The organism is Cupriavidus necator (assembly GCF_016127575.1).
Classification (GTDB): Bacteria; Pseudomonadota; Gammaproteobacteria; order Burkholderiales; family Burkholderiaceae; genus Cupriavidus; species Cupriavidus necator_D.
Genome location: NZ_CP066018.1, coordinates 1,125,707 through 1,141,893 on the forward strand (window position 1 = coordinate 1,125,707; position 16,187 = coordinate 1,141,893).

A 16,187-nucleotide genomic window follows, 5' to 3' on the forward strand; every position below is an offset into this window, starting at 1 on the left:
TGTTGCAGACAATATGTCATCAAAGTGCCATGGGCGGCACATACATTCCGTGGTTTCCAATCGCGTCGGTATCGCATGGTGGCCGATGCGCATGACAACCCACAGGAGGAAAGCCCATGTCGTACCTGACCGATCAAGCGCGGGCCGCCAGTCGCGCTGCCAAGCCCGACGCTGACGTGCCCGGCCAGATGCTCGAAGACATCGTAGCCGCCAACCCGGCCCGCCGCCGGGTGCTGCGCGGCGGCCTGGGCCTGTCGCTGGCCTCGGCGTTCGGCAGCGGCCTGCTGGCCGCCTGTGGCGGCGATGACGATCCCGCACCGGCACCGGCCCCCGCACCTGCTCCGGCCCCAGCGCCCGCCGCGGCCGCCCCGAGCTACGACGTCACCTTCGAGCCGGTCGCCAAGTCGACCGCGGATGCCGTGGTCGTGCCCAATGGCTACAGCGTCGACGTGCTGTTCTCCGCCGGCGACCCGGTCGAAGCCGGTGCCACCGGCTATGCCGGCGCGTTCCAGTCCTCGGCCGAAACCGAGCGCCAGGCCGGCGGCAACCACGACGGCATGCACTACTTCGCGCTGCCGGGTGTCGATCCGCAGAAGGGCGGCCTGCTCGCCATCAACCACGAGCTGCCGGACTACAAGATCCTGTTCGCGGGCGGCACCTATGACGCCGCCACGGCCAGCCCCGAGCAGAAGCGCATCGCGCTGTCGGCGGTCGGCATCTCGGTGATCGAAGTGGAACTGGCAGCCAGCGGCAAGTGGCAGGTCAAGCGCGACTCGATCTACAACAAGCGCTACACCGGCAACACGCTGTACCGCGTGGGCGGCCCGGCTGCTTCGGTGGTGGGATCGACCGTAGTCGGCATGCTCAACAACTGCTCGAGCGGCCATACCCCGTGGGGCACCTACCTGACCTGCGAAGAGAGCACGGACAACTACATCGACCCGACCCAGGCCGAGAACGGCTACGGCTGGGTGGTGGAAGTCGATCCGTACGGCACGCTGGGCTCGCCGGCCAAGCGCACCGCGATGGGCCGCTTCGACCATGAGAACGTCGCCTTCCTGACCGACGCCAGCAACAACGTCGCCTTCTATATGGGCGACGACGGCACGCCGGGCTGCATCTACAAATTTATCCCGAGCAAGGCCTTCGATCCGAACAACCGCGCCGCCAATGCCAACCTGCTGGACAGCGGCACGCTCTACGTGGCCAGGTTCAACGCCGACGGCAGCGGCCAGTGGATCGAGCTGACGCAGGGCAAGAACGGCCTGACCGTGGGCGCTTCGGATCCGGGCAACTGGACCCAGTCGGCCGTCTCGCCGGCGCCGACCACGGTCGACTTCGCCAGCCAGGCCGACGTGCTGATCAACACCAAGTCGGCCGCGCGCGTGGCCGGTGGCACGCTGATGGACCGCCCCGAGTGGATCACGGCCGCACCGGACAAAACCCTGTACTGCACGCTGACCAACAACAGCGGCCGCCAGCAGACCGACGCCGCCAACCCGCGCAAGAACAACCTGCACGGCCATATCGTCAAGTGGAACGAAGCCGGAAATTCGCCGCTGGCGACCACGTTCACGTGGAGCATCCTGCTGCAGGCCGGCGACCCGTCGCTGGCCACCGACAACCTGAAGGGCAACATCAACGGCGACACGTTCTCGAGCCCCGACGGCCTGCGCGTCGACCCGCAGGGCCGGCTGTGGGTGCAGACCGACTCCAGCACCAGCGCCACCTACACCAGCACGTTCGGCAACAACAGCATGTACTACATCTCGCCGACGGGTCAGTCCAAGCGCTTCCTGGTCGGCCCGACCGGCTGCGAAATCACCGGCATCGCCTACACGCCGGACCTGACCACCTGCTTCATCAACATCCAGCACCCCACCGGCGCGTGGCCGGACGCGGCCAAGCCGCCGCGCTCGTCCACCATCGTGGTGCGCCGTGGCGACGGCAAGCCGATCGGTGCGTGACCGCGCAGTGCAGTAGGTAGTACCAGCAGTAACTGGGGAAAAGTTAAACCCCCGTCACCTTGCGGTGCCGGGGGCTTTTTTTGCCTGGCTGAAGCTGCGGGTCAGGCCGCGTGCTTGGCGGCCGTCAGCAGCCGGTAGCGCTGCATCAGGACCTCATGCGTTTCGACGCGGTTCGGATCCTTGGGGATACAGGCGACCGGGCAGACCTGCTGGCATTGCGGCTCGTCGAAGTGCCCGACACACTCGGTGCACTTGTTGGGGTCGATTTCATAGATCTCGGGCCCCATCGAAATGGCTTCGTTCGGGCACTCGGGTTCACAAACGTCGCAGTTGATGCAGTCGTCAGTGATCATCAGCGCCATGGTGTTTCCTTCCTGCGGACACGCCCGCGCCCGACTGGCCGCGACTCGACGTATCTGTGTCTGCTATTTTATTCCGGTTTGCCGATTTTCTCTTGCAGCCAGCGTTCCACCGACGGGAACACGAACTTGCTGACATCGCCGCCCAGCACCGCGATCTCACGCACGAAGGTGCCGGAGATGAACTGGTACTGGTCCGACGGCGTCAGGAACATGGTTTCCACGTCGGGCAGCAGGTAGCGGTTCATGCCTGCCATCTGGAATTCGTACTCGAAGTCGGACACCGCGCGCAGGCCGCGCACGATCACGCGCGCATTGTTGTTGCGCACAAAGTCCTTGAGCAGGCCGGAAAAGCCTTCGACGCGCACATTGGGATAATGCCCGAGCACTTCACGGGCAATGCCGATGCGCTCTTCGAGCGAAAAGAACGGGCGCTTGTTGGGGCTGTGCGCCACGCCGACCACCAGTTCGTCGAAGATGTTCGACGCACGGCGGACCAGATCCTCGTGTCCCCGGGTCATTGGATCGAACGTGCCGGGATAGACCGCGATGACCATACTTCCTCCTTGATCTGCCCGCTGCCGGCCTTGGGCCGCCTCTTGCGCCGGCCGGACCGGCGTGGGTGCTGCGTCGCGAGCGTTGTAACAGCGGCGTAGTGTAACCCCAAATGCGCCACTTGGAAGCCGCCCGGCGCACCGTTTTGCCGCAGCGCAGCTATGAAGCCGTTTCCCATTGAGGAAGGGGACCTTCCTCATTGCAGAACAGGCCTACCCGGACCATCGCCCCAGACTGGTGCATCAGGCAGCGCCGTTGCCCGGCACGCGATGCTGCAGCAGGTGGAAATGCACCGCGCCGGCGCGCGCGTGGCGCACGATTTCAAGCGACGCCGGCACCGGCGCGTCGGCACCGGTCAGCGCATGGTCGGTCTCGACATAGACTGCGCCGCCGGGCCGCGACAGCCTCGCCGCGTGCTCCAGCGCCGGCCCGACCCAGTCCTCGGCGAAGGGCGGATCCAGGAAGACCACGTCGAAGCTGGCATCGGGCAGTTGCGCGGCAATGGCAAAGGCATCGCCCTGCATCACGCGCACCTGAGCCGCGTCGAGCCGGTACTGGTTGTCGCGCAGCTGCTTGGCCACGCGCGCATTGGACTCGACCAGCGTGACCGCGGCGGCGCCGCGCGAGGCGGCCTCGAAGCCGAGCGCGCCGGAGCCGGCGAACAGGTCCAGGCATTCCAGCCCGGACAGGTCCTGGCCGAGCCAGTTGAAGAGCGTCTCGCGCACGCGGTCGGGCGTGGGGCGCAGGCCCTGGGCATCGGGAACGGGCAGCAAGGTGCGCTTCCAGCGGCCGCCGATGATGCGGACCTGGGACGGCTCCTGGCGCGGTGCCTGGCGTGGCGCCGCGGAAACGGGGGAACGCCCGCCGCTGGCAGCGGCAGGAGAGGCGGGTCGCCCGCCGGTGGCGGGCGACGGCAATCGGGAACGCGAATTCATCCCGTGATTGTAGAGCCTGCGGGCCGGTTCGCCGCACGCGCCGGAGCCCCGGCGCTCATGACGGGCCCAAGCGGCGCCGGCATCACTGTCTGGCGGCAGTCGCAGGCGCTGCGACCGGGCCGCCGACGATCACCGTCGCCATATTGTCCGGGCGCACATGGCGCTGGAAAGCGGCCCTGACCTGCTCACGCGTGACCTTGCCAATCTGGGCGGTCCAGGTGTCCAGGTAATCCAGCGGCAGCCCGTACCAGCCGATATTGGCGACGTTGGTCAGCAGCTTGCGGTTGTTGTCGATGCGCAGCGGGAAACCGTTGATGAGGTTGTCCTTGGCCGCGCGCAGCTCTTTCTCGGTCGGGCCCTCGGCGACAAAGCGCGCCAGCACCTGGCGCACCAGCGCCAGCGCTTCGTCGGTCTGCGCCTTCTTGGTCTGCAGGCTGATGCCGAACGGACCCGGCTGCTTGGACGGCGCGAAGTAGCTGTCCACGCCGTAGGTCAGGCCGCGCTTCTCGCGCACCTCGTCAGTCAGGCGCGAGCTGAAGCCGCCGCCGCCCAGCACGTAGTTGCCCACCAGCAGCGCGAAGTAATCGGGGTCGCCGCGGGCAATGGCCGGCTGGCCGATGGCCACGCTGGACTGCTGTGCCGGATGCGGCATGCGCTGCTCGCTCGGGGCGATGTTCAGGCGCACCTGCGGCATGGCCGGCGCCGCGCTGCCGGGCGGCAGCCCGCGCGTGAGCTGCTCGGCAATGGCTTCGGCCTGCTTGCGGTCGACCGCGCCGATCAGCGTCACCACCGCGCGCTGCGCGCCGTAGTTGTCGCGCCAGAACCTGACAATGTCGTCGCGCGTGATCGACGCCACGCTGTCCGGGGTCGCGGCCACGCCGTAGGGATGGTCGGGATACATGGCCTTGGCCAGCGCCTTGTCGGCGATCACGCCGGGCTTGGCGTCGGCTTCGCGGATGGCGGTGATCAGGCGCTGCTTCTCTCGCCCGACCACAGCGTCCGGGTAGGTCGGCGCCTTGATCAGTTGCGCGGCCAGCGCGACCGACTGGTCCAGCTCCGGCTGGGCGGTCAGCGTGCGCAGCCCGATGCCGCCGCGGTCGCCGCCGGCGGCGCCGCCAAAGGCGGCGCCGGTATCGGCAAAGCCATCGGCGATCTTCGCTTCATCGCGCGCCGGCTGGCCTTCCAGCGCCGCGGCGCCCTTGTCCAGCAGCGCGGCGGTCAGCGTGGCCAGCCCGGCCTTGCCCGGCGGGTCATAGCGACTGCCGGCGTCGAAGTCGATATTGACGTCGAGCATCGGGATCGACGGGCTATGCACAAAGAACACCCTGGCGCCGGTTGACGCGGTCCAGTGCTCGATCGGGATCGCGGCCTGCGCCAGTTGCGCAGCCAGCAGGACCACGGCGCCCAATGCGGCGCCGGCCAGTTTGCGCAGCGCACGCTGCGGGGTGGTGACGGACTGAGTCATCGCCTTTCCTCAGTGGCGCAGGCCCGACGGGGCCTGGGACTTGGGCTTGTTCGGATCGATCGGCTGCGGCACCAGCGTGGCCACGGTCAGGTTGTCGTCGTTGAAATACTTCGCGGCGACGGCCTGCACCTGCGCCGGCGTGACGGCCTTGATCTTGTCGAGCATGCGGTCGATCTGGCGCCAGGAGATATCCGAGATCTCGGACACGCCGATTTCCATGCCCTGCCCGAACACCGAATCACGCTTGTAGATCTGGCCGGCCACCACCTGCGCCTTGACGCGCTTGAGCTCCTCCGGCGACACGCCCTCCTTGGCGATGCGCTGGACCTCGGCGCGCAGCGCGCGCTCGATCTCGTCGGTGTTGTGGCCTGTGGCGGGCGTGCCGTCGAGCACGAACAGCGACTCGCCGCGGTTGATGCTGTCATAGCCGACGTTGACGTCGTCGGCCAGGCGCTGCTCGCGCACCAGTTCGCGCGTCAGTCGTGCGTTGTCGTAGCCGTTGAGCACGGCCGCCAGCACCTCCAGCGCGTAGGGGTCGACGTCCTTCTCGATATCGCGCAGGCGCGGCACCTTGTAGGCCATCACCATGTACTGGTTCTCGGCCGGCGCCTTGACCCAGATGCGCTTGATGCCCTTTTGCGCCGGCTCTTCCTGGTCCTTGCGCAGCGGCAGCGTACGCGGCTTGAGCTTGCCGTAATAGCGCTCGGCCAGGGCGCGCACTTCCTCGGCCTTGACGTCGCCGGTGACAATCACCATGGCGTTGTTGGGCACGTACCAGTGGCGGTACCACTCCTTGACGTCGTCCACGCGCATATTGACCAGGTCGTCCATCCAGCCGATCACCGGGTGGCGGTACGCGGCGGCGGTGTAGACCGTGGCCAGCAACTGCTCATAGACGGTGCCGCGCGCGGAGTCATCGGTGCGCAGGCGGCGTTCTTCCATCACCACCTTCATCTCGCGTTCGAACTCGTCCTTGGTGATGACGAGGTTGGCCATGCGGTCGGCCTCCAGCTCCATCATCCTCGGCAGGTACTGCTTGCCGATCTGCTGGTAGTACATGGTGAAGTCGCGGTTGGTCATGGCGTTCTCACGCCCGCCCAGCGCGGCCACCTGCTTGGAGAACTCGCCCACGCCGACCTTGGGCGTGCCCTTGAACATCATGTGCTCGAGCATGTGCGCCACGCCGGTGGTGCCGCTGACCTCGTCGATGCCGCCCACGCGGTACCAGATCTGGTGCGCCACCGTGGGCGCGCGGTGGTCTTCCTTGACGATCAGCCGCAGCCCGTTGGACAGGCGGTATTCGGTCGTGCCATGCGCGGTCGCGCCGGCCGGGGCGGTCTGCGTGCCGGGCATCGGCGAAGCCACCACGCCCTGCGCCCCTGCCGGCATCGACCACGGCAGCAAGGCCAGCAGCAGCGTGGGAATGACTCGCCGCGCGAGACGCGCGGCGCGGGCGGGAAGCGGTTTGGAGGAAGGTGAAAGGCGTTGGAAGCGCGTTGCGACGCAGGCTTTGGTGCCTTGTGCGCCCGCAGCGGCCAGGACAGCGCAATGGTTCATGCGACCCCGTCTGCTAGAATTTTGCCGATCGACTCACGTGCGCAAGACTGCGCGCATGAATCTGCCATGTAGCGAACTATACGCAATCGCCGGCCGGGACCACAACGCTTTCTCCCCAGCCATCGCGATGCCTGCGTAACCCATTGATTTATAACCGGTTGCCTGCTGGCATTTGGCTGCCGCCAGGGTATCGGCCCCGGTATTGACTCCATTCCCCAATGTTTAGTTTCTGGAAGAAGCGCAAGGCCGAGCCCGCGCCCGCCGAGGCGCCAGCCCCGGCCCCCGCTCCGGTCGAGGTCCCCGCCCCCGTACCGGCACCGGCCCCCACGCCTGCGCCAGTCCCTGCGCCCGCACCGGCACCGGTCCCGGCGCAAGTGCCACCCCCTGCCCCAGCGCCCGTGGCGGCCCCGATCCCCCTGCCGGCGCCCGCACCGGCCGAAGCGCTCGAGCTGGTCCCGCCGCCCGCCCAGACCGCTGAAGCGAAGCTGGGCTGGATGCATCGGCTGCGTACCGGGCTGTCCAAGACCAGCCGCAACATCGGCACGCTGTTCGTCGGCGTCAAGGTCGACGAGGCCCTGTTCGAAGAACTGGAAACCGCGCTGCTGATGGCAGATGCCGGCGTGGAAGCCACCGAGTACCTGCTGGGCGAGTTGCGCAAGCGCGTCAAGGCCGAGCGCATCGAGACCGCCGAAGGCGTCAAGGCGGCGCTGCGCGAGCTGCTGACGCAGCTGCTGCGCCCGCTGGAAAAAACCATGGCGCTGGGCCGCGAGCAGCCGCTGGTGATGATGATCGCGGGCGTCAACGGCGCCGGCAAGACCACCAGCATCGGCAAGCTGTGCAAGCACTTCCAGCGCTATGACCAGAAGGTGCTGCTGGCCGCCGGCGATACCTTCCGCGCCGCCGCGCGCGAGCAACTGACGATCTGGGGCGAACGCAACAACGTCACCGTGGTGGCGCAGGAAAGCGGCGACCCGGCGGCGGTGATCTTCGACGCCGTCAATGCGGCCAAGGCGCGCGGCATCGACATCGTCATGGCCGACACCGCCGGCCGCCTGCCGACGCAGCTGCACCTGATGGAAGAGCTCAAGAAGGTCAAGCGCGTGATCAGCAAGGCCATGCCGAGCGCGCCGCACGAGGTGCTGCTGGTGATCGACGCCAACACCGGCCAGAACGCCCTGCAGCAAACCCGCGCCTTCGACGACGCGCTGGGCCTGACCGGCCTGATCGTGACCAAGCTCGACGGCACCGCCAAGGGCGGCATCCTGGCGGCTATCGCGCGCCAGCGCCCGGTGCCGGTTTATTTCATTGGCGTGGGCGAGAAGGTGGAGGACCTGCAGCCGTTCAAGGCGGATGAGTTCGCCGAAGCGCTGCTGGGGTAAGGCCCGGTGGCGAACGCTTATTCCGCGTCAGGCTGCGCCTTCGGCTCCGCCTTCTGGAAAGCAGGCAGCTCCATGCAGGTTTCATAGATCCTGGCGATCGCCGGGTAGCGGGCCAGGTCGATATTGAAGCGCTGCGCGTTGAATACCTGCGGCACCAGGCAGATATCGGCCAGCGTGGGCGTATCGCCAAAGCAGAAACGCCCGGCCTTGCCGCCGCGCTCCAGGTTGGCCTGCAGCGACGCAAAGCCCAGCTCGATCCAGTGGTGGTACCACGCGTCCTTGACCTCGTCGGTCACGCCCACGGTGTGCTTCAGGTACTTCAGCACGCGCAGGTTGTTCAGCGGGTGGATCTCGCACGCGATCTCCTGGGCCAGTCCGCGCACATAGGCGCGGTCCAGCGCCGTGCCGGGCAGCAGCTTCGGCTCGGGATGGACCTCGTCCAGGTATTCGACGATGGCCAGCGATTGCTGCAGCACGTGCTCGCCGTCGGCGAGCGCCGGCACCAGTCCGTCGGGATTCACGGCGCGGAATTCCGGCTTGAGCTGCTGGCCGCCTTCTTTCAGCAGGTGCACCGGCACATAGTCATAGGACAGCCCCTTGAGTTCCAGCGCAATGCGCACGCGGAATGAGGCCGAACTGCGGAAATAGCTGTAAAGCTTTAGCATCGGATCAGACTACCTTGATGGTGAGATCGCCCACGCCGCCGACGTGGCACTGCATGACATCGCCCTTGACCACCGGGCCCACGCCTTCGGGCGTGCCGCTGAAGATCAGGTCGCCCGGCTGCAGCTCGAACAGCTTCGACAGGTACGACACCATCTCCGGCACCGACCAGATCAGGTCGGACAGGTCGCCGCGCTGCTTCTCCACGCCGTTGACCGCCAGCGTCACTGCGCCCTTCTGCGGATGGCCGATGGCCGAGACCGGCACGATCGGGCCGATCGGCGCGGACTGGTCGAAGGCCTTGCCGGTCTCCCAGGGGCGGCCGGTCTTCTTCGATTCGTTCTGCAGGTCGCGGCGGGTCATGTCCAGGCCCACGGCGTAGCCGAACACGTGGCCGGCTGCCTTGTCGACCGGGATGTCGCGGCCGCCCTTGCCGATCGCCACCACCAGCTCCACTTCATAGTGGCAGTTGCTGGTGCCCGGCGGGTACGGGAAGGCGCCTTCGGTGCCGTCGGCGACGTAGCTGACCGCGTCGGACGGCTTGCAGAAGAAGAACGGCGGCTCGCGGTCGGGGTCCGAGCCCATTTCACGGGCGTGGGCAGCATAGTTGCGGCCGACGCAGTACACGCGCCGTACCGGGAAACTAGCATTGCTGCCGCGCACCGGCACGCCAACGGGCGCGGCCGGAGCGAACACGAATTCGGTCATGCATCTCTCCAGATTGTTCTGATCGGTGCTGCGGCGCGGGTGGGCAGGGTTGCAGGAAGCAGCCATGCGCGGCGTCGCCAGCAGACGCGCCCGGCGCAGCAGGGCAACAGGATACACCGCGAGAGTTGGCTCTGCGTACGACCGCATACAATGAATCCAGGCATCCTCGCAGCGCCAGCGCACCGAACTGGCGCAGGTGCCGGATACTTACCCGGCGCGAATCTTGCATGGCGCACTGCAACAGAGCCTAGCCATGACACGACGCCACCCGCCCCCATCGCCCACCGCTGCCGCACCTGCCCCGCCCACTGCCGGCGGCCGGGTGTTGCGGATCCTGCTCGTGCGCGACCCGCATGACGCCGACCCGCTGAACGTCGAGACCATCCGCGGCGGGCTGGTCAGCGCCGGCTTTACCGAGATCCAGATCGTCGATGCCGACCTGCGCCTGCCGGATGTGATCACGGCCACCCAGCCCGACATGCTGATCATCGCGTCTGAATCCGCCGCGCGCGACACCATCGAGCATGTCTGCGTCTCGACCCAGCATGCGCCGCGCCCGATCGTGCTGTTCACCGACAACGACGACAGCCAGCGCATCAAGGCAGCGCTGACGGCGGGGATCACCGCCTATATCGTCGACGGCCTGCGCGCCGAGCGCGTCAAGACCGTGCTCGACGTGGCCTACACACGCTTCGAACTGGATCAGCAGCTGCGCGCCGAGCTCGATGCCACCCGGCTCAAGCTGGCCGAGCGCAAGGTGGTCGAGCGCGCCAAGGGACTGCTGATGCAGGCGCGCGGCCTCAGCGAGGACGAGGCCTACAAGCGCCTGCGCAGCATGGCGATGGAGCGCGGCCTGAAGCTGGTGGACGCGGCCCAGCGCGTGATCGACGTGATGGGCTGAGCCGCTCCCGCCTGCCAGCCGTGGTGCGCCGCCGCACGCGACTGGTGCAATGCACGCTCCTGGCGCTGCCGCACTGCGTCACCTCCCTCCCCTGCTCCCCCGAATGTGGCGGCGGCCAGCGCGCGCGCACCACATCCGATCATTTCCCCCCGATCCGTCACAAATCCGCCCTCGAATGCTGCACTGCACAGGCTGGCACACGCCTTGCGTTATGCAGGTATCGGCCAACGGCGGCCGACCAACAATTTCGGCGGACACGGCCAACGCGGGCTGCGTCACGCCACGGACAACGGCGTCCCTGCGCCGCACCGGTCTTCTGGCGAAGCCGGTCGCGGAGGGGACGCCTTTTTTCTTGGAGCCATGCAATGCCCTCTCGCCTCAGGATTGCCAAGCCGCTGCACGCAGCCGTCCACGTTCCCGACGCGGCTGCCGACGCCGTGCCGGCCAGCAGCGGCCGCCGCCGCGCGCTTGCCACCATCGCCGGCGCCAGCGTGATGACGCTGGTCGATCCGCTGGTGCGCGCCGGTGCGTGGGCAGCGGGCTCGGACGCGCCCGAGAAGACCGACGTGCGCATCGGCTTTATCCCGCTGACCGACTGCGCCTCGGTGGTGATGGCCGCGACGCTCGGGCTGGACAAGAAATACGGCATCAAGATCACGCCGACCAAGGAAGCCTCATGGGCCGGCGTGCGCGACAAGCTGGTCAACGGCGAGCTGGACGCGGCGCACGTGCTGTACGGACTGATCTACGGCGTGCAGCTGGGCATCGGCGGCCCGAAGAAGGACATGGCCGTGCTGATGAACCTGAACCACAACGGCCAGGCCATCACGCTGTCGTCCAAGCTCGCCGAGAAAGGCGTCAAGGACGGCGCCAGCCTGAAGGCGCTGATGATGAAGGAGAAGCGCGACTACACCTTCGCCCAGACCTTCCCCACCGGCACGCACGCAATGTGGCTGTACTACTGGCTGGCGGCCAACGGCATCAACCCGATGCAGGACGCCAAGGCCATCACGGTGCCGCCGCCGCAGATGGTGGCCAATATGCGCGTGGGCAATATGGACGGCTTCTGCGTGGGCGAGCCCTGGGGCGCGCGCGCCATCGCCGACAAGATCGGCTTCACCGCCGAGACCACGCAGGCCATCTGGAAGGGCCACCCCGAGAAGACCCTGGGCACCACCGCGGAGTTCGTGCAGAAATACCCCAACACCGCGCGCGCGATGGTGGCCGCAGTGCTGGAGGCATCGAAGTTCATCGATGCGTCGGCCTCCAACCGCCGCAAGACCGCCGAGACCATTGCCGCCAAGTCCTACGTCAACACCGACATGGACATCATCCTGGACCGCATGCTGGGCCGCTACACCAACGGCCTGGGCAAGACCTGGGACGACCCAGACGCGATGAAGTTCTACCAGGACGGCGCCGCCAACTACCCGTACCTGTCCGACGGCATGTGGTTCCTGACCCAGCACAAGCGCTGGGGCTTGCTGAAGGAACATCCGGACTATCTCGCCGTGGCCCGGCAGGTCAACCGCATCGACGTCTACAAGCAGGCCGCCGCCGCCGCGCAGGTGCCGCTGCCCAAGAGCGACATGCGCAGCGCCAAGCTGATCGACGGCGTGGTCTGGGACGGCAAGGACCCCAAGGCCTACGCCGACGGTTTCAAGATCAAGGCCTGACGCAAGCCTTCCCCCACTGATCCGCAGTGCCCCTGACGAAAGGAGCCAGACGTGAATGCCATAGCCCACCCCACGCCCGATGGTGCAACCGTAGCCGCCAGCGCCGACCCCGACACCAAGGAGCGGGCGCGCCGGCGCGAGCAGGAAATCGCCGCGCAGGCACGGCGCGCGCAACGCCGCGAGGCGGTCGCCGCGCTGGTGCTCAAGGCCGTGCCGCCGGTACTGGGCTTTGCCCTGTTCGTGCTGGCCTGGCACGGCATCGCCACGATGATCCCGGCCATTCCCACGCCGCAGGCCACATGGAACGCCGCGGTGCCGCTGTTTGCCGACCCGTTCTACCGCAACGGGCCCAATGACCAGGGCATCGGCTGGAACGTGCTGGCATCGCTGGCGCGCGTCGCGGCGGGCTTCGGCCTGGCCGCGCTGGTCGGCATCCCGGCCGGCTTCCTGATCGGGCGCTTCGCCTTCCTGAACGCGATGACCGCGCCGGTGATCAGCCTGCTGCGCCCGGTCTCGCCGCTGGCGTGGCTGCCGATCGGCCTGCTGCTGTTCAAGGCCGCCAACCCGGCCGCGATCTGGGCGATCTTCATCTGCTCGATCTGGCCGATGGTGATCAACACCGCGGTCGGCGTCACGCGCGTGCCGCAGGACTACCTGAACGTGGCGCGCGTGCTGGACCTGTCGGAATGGAAGGTGTTCACGCGGGTGCTGTTCCCCGCGGTGCTGCCCTACATGCTGACCGGCGTGCGGCTGTCGATCGGCACCGCGTGGCTGGTGATCGTCGCGGCCGAGATGCTGACCGGCGGCACCGGCATCGGCTTCTGGCTGTGGGACGAATGGAACAACCTGAAGGTCGAGCACATCGTGATCGCGATCTTCGTGATCGGCATCATCGGGCTGCTGCTCGAGCATGCGCTGCTGGCGCTGGCCCGGCGCTTCAGCTACGGCACCAACTGACACGCGGGGAGAATCGCCATGGACAAGTTCGTCAGCATCGAAAACGTCGGCCAGACCTTCAAGACCCGCAAGGGCCCGTTCGTCGCCCTGCGCGATATCAACCTGCATATCGCCGAGGGCGAGTTCATCACGCTGATCGGCCATTCAGGCTGCGGCAAGTCCACGCTGCTGAACCTGGTCGCGGGACTGGCCACGCCCACCACCGGCGCGCTGATCTGCGCCGGGCGCGAGATCGCCGGGCCGGGGCCGGAGCGCGCGGTGGTGTTCCAGAACCATTCGCTGCTGCCGTGGCTGACGTGCTTCGAGAACGTCTACCTGGGCGTGGAGCGCGTCTTCGCCGCCAGCGAGAGCAAGCCGCAGCTCAAGGCGCGCACGCACGACACGCTGGCGCTGGTGGGCCTGACGCACGCCGAGAACAAGTATCCGCATGAGATCTCCGGCGGCATGAAGCAGCGCGTGGGCATTGCCCGCGCGCTGGCGATGGCGCCCAAGGTGCTGCTGATGGACGAGCCCTTCGGCGCGCTCGATGCGCTCACGCGCGCGCACCTGCAGGACGAGCTGATCAAGATCGTGGCGCGCACCCGCAGCACCGTGGTGATGGTGACCCACGACGTCGACGAGGCCGTGCTGCTGGCCGACCGCATCATCATGATGACCAACGGTCCGGCCGCGACCATCGGCGAGATCCTGAAGGTGGAGCTTCCGCGTCCGCGCGACCGCGTCGCGCTGGCCGACGACAAGGCCTACCACGCCTGCCGCACCGCGGTGCTGGACTTCCTCTACCGCAAGCAGCGCAACCCGGCGCTGCAGGAAGCCGCGTAGTGCCCGCCGGCCGCGTGCCGGTGGGCGGCCCTATGTGGCACAGGCGGCGATGGGCGCGGCGGCCTGGCTCCGCTATCATGAACCCAGAACAGACTACCCCCACGCCGCCATGACCACGCCAGCCACGTCCTTCCCTGCTGCCCGCTATATCAAGGAGATCGGCCGCGGCGTCAACGGCGCGCGGGCGCTGCCGCGCGAAGACGCGCAGGCCCTGTTCGACGCCATGCTGGCCGGGCGCGTCTCGGACCTGGAGCTCGGCGCCATCCTGATGGCCTACCGCATCAAGGGCGAGGCCCCGCACGAGCTGGCCGGCATGCTGGAAGCCGCCCATGCGCACTGCCAGCCGCTGCCGGCGCCGCCTGACCGGCAGGTGGTGGTGATCCCCAGCTACAACGGTGCGCGCAAGCAACCCAACCTGGTGCCGCTGCTGGCGCTGCTGCTGGCGCGCGAAGATGTCCCCGTGCTGGTGCACGGCACGCGCCTGTTCAATGGCCGCGTGACCAGCATGGCGCTGTTCGAGGCGCTGGGCGTGCCCTTGTGCGCGACTACCGGCGACGCCTCGGCACGGCTGCGCGAGAGCAGCGACCTCGGGCCGCTGGCGGTGCTGCCGGTGGATGTGCTGTCGCCCGGGCTGTCGCAGCTGCTGGAGCGGCGCACCGTGATCGGCCTGCGCAATTCGGCGCATACGGTGGCCAAGATGCTGCAGCCGGTGGGCGAGCATTCGCCCGCGGAAGGGTTGCGCCTGTACAGCTACACCCACCCCGAATACCGCGAGACGCTGACCGACTACTTCTCGCATGAACCCGCCAACGTGCTGCTGGCACGCGGCACCGAGGGCGAAGTGGTGGCCGATGCGCGCCGCACCAGCCGCATCGACTGGCTGCACGAGGGGCACCAGCAGACGCTGGTCGATCCGGCTGTTGGTTCGCTGGCCGAAGTGCCTGAACTGCCGCCCGGCAGCGACGCCGGCCAGACCGTGGCCTGGATCCGGCGCGTGCTGGACGGCGCGGCGCCGGTGCCGGCACCGATCGCTATCCAGGTCGAGGCCATCCGCGAATGCCTGCGGCAAGGCACTCGCGTGACCTGGGCCAGCCCGGTCTGAGCCAGCCCCGGGACCGCTGTCAGGGCTTGCGCGGGGGCAGCGGGATGCGCTCGGTCTCGCCCGGCACGTGCGGGAACTGATCGTCCTCCCAGCGCTGGGCGGCGGCCTCGATCGCCACCTTGCTGCTGGCAACGAAATTCCAGTAGATGAAGCGGTGCCCGTCGGTCGGGTCGCCGCCCAGCAGCATTACGCGCGACGGCGTCGTGGCCGTCAGCGTTGCGGGCTGGCCCGGCGTGAGCACCACCATATGCTCGGCCGGCAGCGGCTCGCCGTCGAGCGCCACCGCCCCGTCCACCGGATAGATGCCCCGCTCGGCATGATCGGCCGGGATCTCCACGCTCGCGCCCGCATCCAGCTCGATCGCCACGTACAGGGTGCGGCTGAAGACCTTGACCGGAGAGACCTGGCCAAAGGCATCGCCCGCAATCACCACCATGCGCACACCCGGCCGCTCGATCCGTGGCAGCGTGGCGGCGGGATGGTGGAAAAACGACGGCTCGGCACCCTCATGCTCCTGCGGCAGTGCCACCCAGGTCTGGATGCCGTGCAGGCGGGCCCCGGCGGGGCGCACATGCTCGGGCGAGCGCTCCGAGTGCACGATGCCGTGCCCGGCGGTCATCCAGTTGACATCGCCCGGGCGGATCGCCTGGTCGCTGCCCAGGCTGTCTCGGTGGATGATCTCGCCCTCGAACAGATAAGTGACCGTGGCCAGTCCGATATGTGGATGCGGGCGCACGTCGGCTCCGCCGCCCGGCGGCAGTTGCACCGGCCCCATATGGTCAAAGAAGATAAACGGACCAACGGTCTGGGTGGCGGCGGCGGGCAACAGCCGGCGCACGGTAAAATCGCCCAGGTCGCGCACATGCGGCTTGAGCAAGTGTTCGATAGCAGACATAACTCCTCCGGTGGAATGAGAGAGGCTTGCAAGGATGCCAGCGCGCCGCAGCTTGGTCGAGTGTAGCCGCTGCTGCAACAAATCATTGCAGCAGCGGGCAGAACCCCCGTGCCCGGCACCGCTCTAACATCCAGTGCGCCGAACCGTGGGTATCGTTCCCGCCGCTCGAATTGATAGGTAGCTATGCCAGCAGCAAGAGCAATCGAGAGGAACTATCACGACCATCGGGGCTCCAATTAGCACTCA

15 protein-coding genes are annotated in these 16,187 nt (G+C 67.8%); 7 read left to right on the forward strand and 8 right to left on the reverse strand.

What is annotated here, in order from left to right; genetic code table 11:
• Nucleotides 1-116: 116 nt before the first annotated feature.
• Nucleotides 117-1,967, forward strand: a complete 1,851-nt coding sequence (locus I6H87_RS05195) for a PhoX family protein (RefSeq protein WP_011614478.1) — start codon at nucleotides 117-119, stop codon at nucleotides 1,965-1,967.
• A gap of 101 nt (nucleotides 1,968-2,068) precedes the next feature.
• On the opposite strand, the gene I6H87_RS05200 is transcribed toward I6H87_RS05195, so the two are convergent.
• The 5 genes from I6H87_RS05200 to I6H87_RS05220 all read right to left on the reverse strand — a co-directional run bounded on the left by I6H87_RS05200 (nucleotide 2,069) and on the right by I6H87_RS05220 (nucleotide 6,838).
• A complete protein-coding gene (locus tag I6H87_RS05200) occupies nucleotides 2,069-2,329 on the reverse strand; it encodes a YfhL family 4Fe-4S dicluster ferredoxin (RefSeq protein WP_010814370.1) in 261 nt (86 codons plus the stop codon).
• A gap of 68 nt (nucleotides 2,330-2,397) precedes the next feature.
• On the reverse strand, nucleotides 2,398-2,883 hold the full coding sequence (gene coaD, locus I6H87_RS05205; protein WP_010814369.1) for a pantetheine-phosphate adenylyltransferase: 486 nt from the start codon (nucleotides 2,881-2,883) through the stop codon (nucleotides 2,398-2,400).
• Nucleotides 2,884-3,123: 240 nt separating this feature from the next.
• Nucleotides 3,124-3,816, reverse strand: coding sequence for a 16S rRNA (guanine(966)-N(2))-methyltransferase RsmD (rsmD, locus tag I6H87_RS05210; RefSeq protein ID WP_011614477.1), 693 nt, complete (start codon nucleotides 3,814-3,816; stop codon nucleotides 3,124-3,126).
• 82 nt (nucleotides 3,817-3,898) lie between these two features.
• Entirely contained in the window at nucleotides 3,899-5,281 is a 1,383-nt protein-coding gene (locus I6H87_RS05215; RefSeq protein ID WP_010814798.1) for a M16 family metallopeptidase, read from the reverse strand.
• A gap of 9 nt (nucleotides 5,282-5,290) precedes the next feature.
• Nucleotides 5,291-6,838 (reverse strand): M16 family metallopeptidase, encoded by a 1,548-nt coding sequence (locus tag I6H87_RS05220; RefSeq protein ID WP_010814799.1) that lies wholly within the window; start codon nucleotides 6,836-6,838, stop codon nucleotides 5,291-5,293.
• 218 nt (nucleotides 6,839-7,056) lie between these two features.
• Between I6H87_RS05220 and ftsY the strand changes: the two genes are divergently transcribed.
• Nucleotides 7,057-8,217: a signal recognition particle-docking protein FtsY gene (ftsY, locus tag I6H87_RS05225; protein WP_011614476.1), complete on the forward strand. Its 1,161-nt coding sequence runs from the start codon at nucleotides 7,057-7,059 to the stop codon at nucleotides 8,215-8,217.
• A gap of 17 nt (nucleotides 8,218-8,234) precedes the next feature.
• Here ftsY and maiA read toward each other — a convergent pair whose 3' ends face one another.
• Together maiA and I6H87_RS05235 are read right to left on the reverse strand one after the other, a co-directional pair.
• A complete protein-coding gene (maiA, locus tag I6H87_RS05230; protein ID WP_010814801.1) occupies nucleotides 8,235-8,882 on the reverse strand; it encodes a maleylacetoacetate isomerase in 648 nt (215 codons plus the stop codon).
• Nucleotides 8,883-8,886: 4 nt separating this feature from the next.
• Nucleotides 8,887-9,588, reverse strand: a complete 702-nt coding sequence (locus I6H87_RS05235; protein WP_011614475.1) for a fumarylacetoacetate hydrolase family protein — start codon at nucleotides 9,586-9,588, stop codon at nucleotides 8,887-8,889.
• A gap of 253 nt (nucleotides 9,589-9,841) precedes the next feature.
• Between I6H87_RS05235 and I6H87_RS05240 the strand changes: the two genes are divergently transcribed.
• The 5 genes from I6H87_RS05240 (at nucleotide 9,842) to ybiB (ending at nucleotide 15,046) form a co-directional block, all read left to right on the forward strand.
• A complete protein-coding gene (locus tag I6H87_RS05240) occupies nucleotides 9,842-10,489 on the forward strand; it encodes an ANTAR domain-containing response regulator (protein ID WP_037025353.1) in 648 nt (215 codons plus the stop codon).
• Nucleotides 10,490-10,854: 365 nt separating this feature from the next.
• A complete protein-coding gene (locus I6H87_RS05245) occupies nucleotides 10,855-12,165 on the forward strand; it encodes a CmpA/NrtA family ABC transporter substrate-binding protein (protein ID WP_010814804.1) in 1,311 nt (436 codons plus the stop codon).
• Between the two features lie 51 nt (nucleotides 12,166-12,216).
• The gene (gene ntrB / locus I6H87_RS05250) at nucleotides 12,217-13,122 is read left to right on the forward strand and encodes a nitrate ABC transporter permease (RefSeq protein ID WP_010814805.1); all 906 of its coding nucleotides are present in this window, start codon (nucleotides 12,217-12,219) and stop codon (nucleotides 13,120-13,122) included.
• A gap of 18 nt (nucleotides 13,123-13,140) precedes the next feature.
• On the forward strand, nucleotides 13,141-13,944 hold the full coding sequence (locus tag I6H87_RS05255; protein WP_010814806.1) for an ABC transporter ATP-binding protein: 804 nt from the start codon (nucleotides 13,141-13,143) through the stop codon (nucleotides 13,942-13,944).
• A 109-nt stretch (nucleotides 13,945-14,053) separates the two neighbouring features.
• Nucleotides 14,054-15,046, forward strand: a complete 993-nt coding sequence (ybiB, locus tag I6H87_RS05260) for a DNA-binding protein YbiB (protein WP_010814807.1) — start codon at nucleotides 14,054-14,056, stop codon at nucleotides 15,044-15,046.
• Between the two features lie 19 nt (nucleotides 15,047-15,065).
• Here ybiB and I6H87_RS05265 read toward each other — a convergent pair whose 3' ends face one another.
• Nucleotides 15,066-15,941 carry a pirin family protein gene (locus tag I6H87_RS05265; RefSeq protein ID WP_010814808.1) on the reverse strand — a complete coding sequence of 292 codons (876 nt, stop codon included), beginning with the start codon at nucleotides 15,939-15,941 and terminating at the stop codon, nucleotides 15,066-15,068.
• Between the last annotated feature and the right edge of the window lie 246 nt (nucleotides 15,942-16,187).

Excerpts from the sequence above, each read along its gene's own strand:
- I6H87_RS05195 (WP_011614478.1), top strand. The coding sequence starts at position 117 with ATGTCGTACCTGACCGATCAAGCGCGGGCCGCCAGTCGCGCTGCCAAG.
- I6H87_RS05200 (WP_010814370.1), bottom strand. The coding sequence starts at position 2,329 with ATGGCGCTGATGATCACTGACGACTGCATCAACTGCGACGTTTGTGAA.
- coaD (WP_010814369.1), bottom strand. The coding sequence starts at position 2,883 with ATGGTCATCGCGGTCTATCCCGGCACGTTCGATCCAATGACCCGGGGA.
- rsmD (WP_011614477.1), bottom strand. The coding sequence starts at position 3,816 with ATGAATTCGCGTTCCCGATTGCCGTCGCCCGCCACCGGCGGGCGACCC.
- I6H87_RS05215 (WP_010814798.1), bottom strand. The coding sequence starts at position 5,281 with ATGACTCAGTCCGTCACCACCCCGCAGCGTGCGCTGCGCAAACTGGCC.
- I6H87_RS05220 (WP_010814799.1), bottom strand. The coding sequence starts at position 6,838 with ATGAACCATTGCGCTGTCCTGGCCGCTGCGGGCGCACAAGGCACCAAA.
- ftsY (WP_011614476.1), top strand. The coding sequence starts at position 7,057 with ATGTTTAGTTTCTGGAAGAAGCGCAAGGCCGAGCCCGCGCCCGCCGAG.
- maiA (WP_010814801.1), bottom strand. The coding sequence starts at position 8,882 with ATGCTAAAGCTTTACAGCTATTTCCGCAGTTCGGCCTCATTCCGCGTG.
- I6H87_RS05235 (WP_011614475.1), bottom strand. The coding sequence starts at position 9,588 with ATGACCGAATTCGTGTTCGCTCCGGCCGCGCCCGTTGGCGTGCCGGTG.
- I6H87_RS05240 (WP_037025353.1), top strand. The coding sequence starts at position 9,842 with ATGACACGACGCCACCCGCCCCCATCGCCCACCGCTGCCGCACCTGCC.
- I6H87_RS05245 (WP_010814804.1), top strand. The coding sequence starts at position 10,855 with ATGCCCTCTCGCCTCAGGATTGCCAAGCCGCTGCACGCAGCCGTCCAC.
- I6H87_RS05255 (WP_010814806.1), top strand. The coding sequence starts at position 13,141 with ATGGACAAGTTCGTCAGCATCGAAAACGTCGGCCAGACCTTCAAGACC.
- ybiB (WP_010814807.1), top strand. The coding sequence starts at position 14,054 with ATGACCACGCCAGCCACGTCCTTCCCTGCTGCCCGCTATATCAAGGAG.
- I6H87_RS05265 (WP_010814808.1), bottom strand. The coding sequence starts at position 15,941 with ATGTCTGCTATCGAACACTTGCTCAAGCCGCATGTGCGCGACCTGGGC.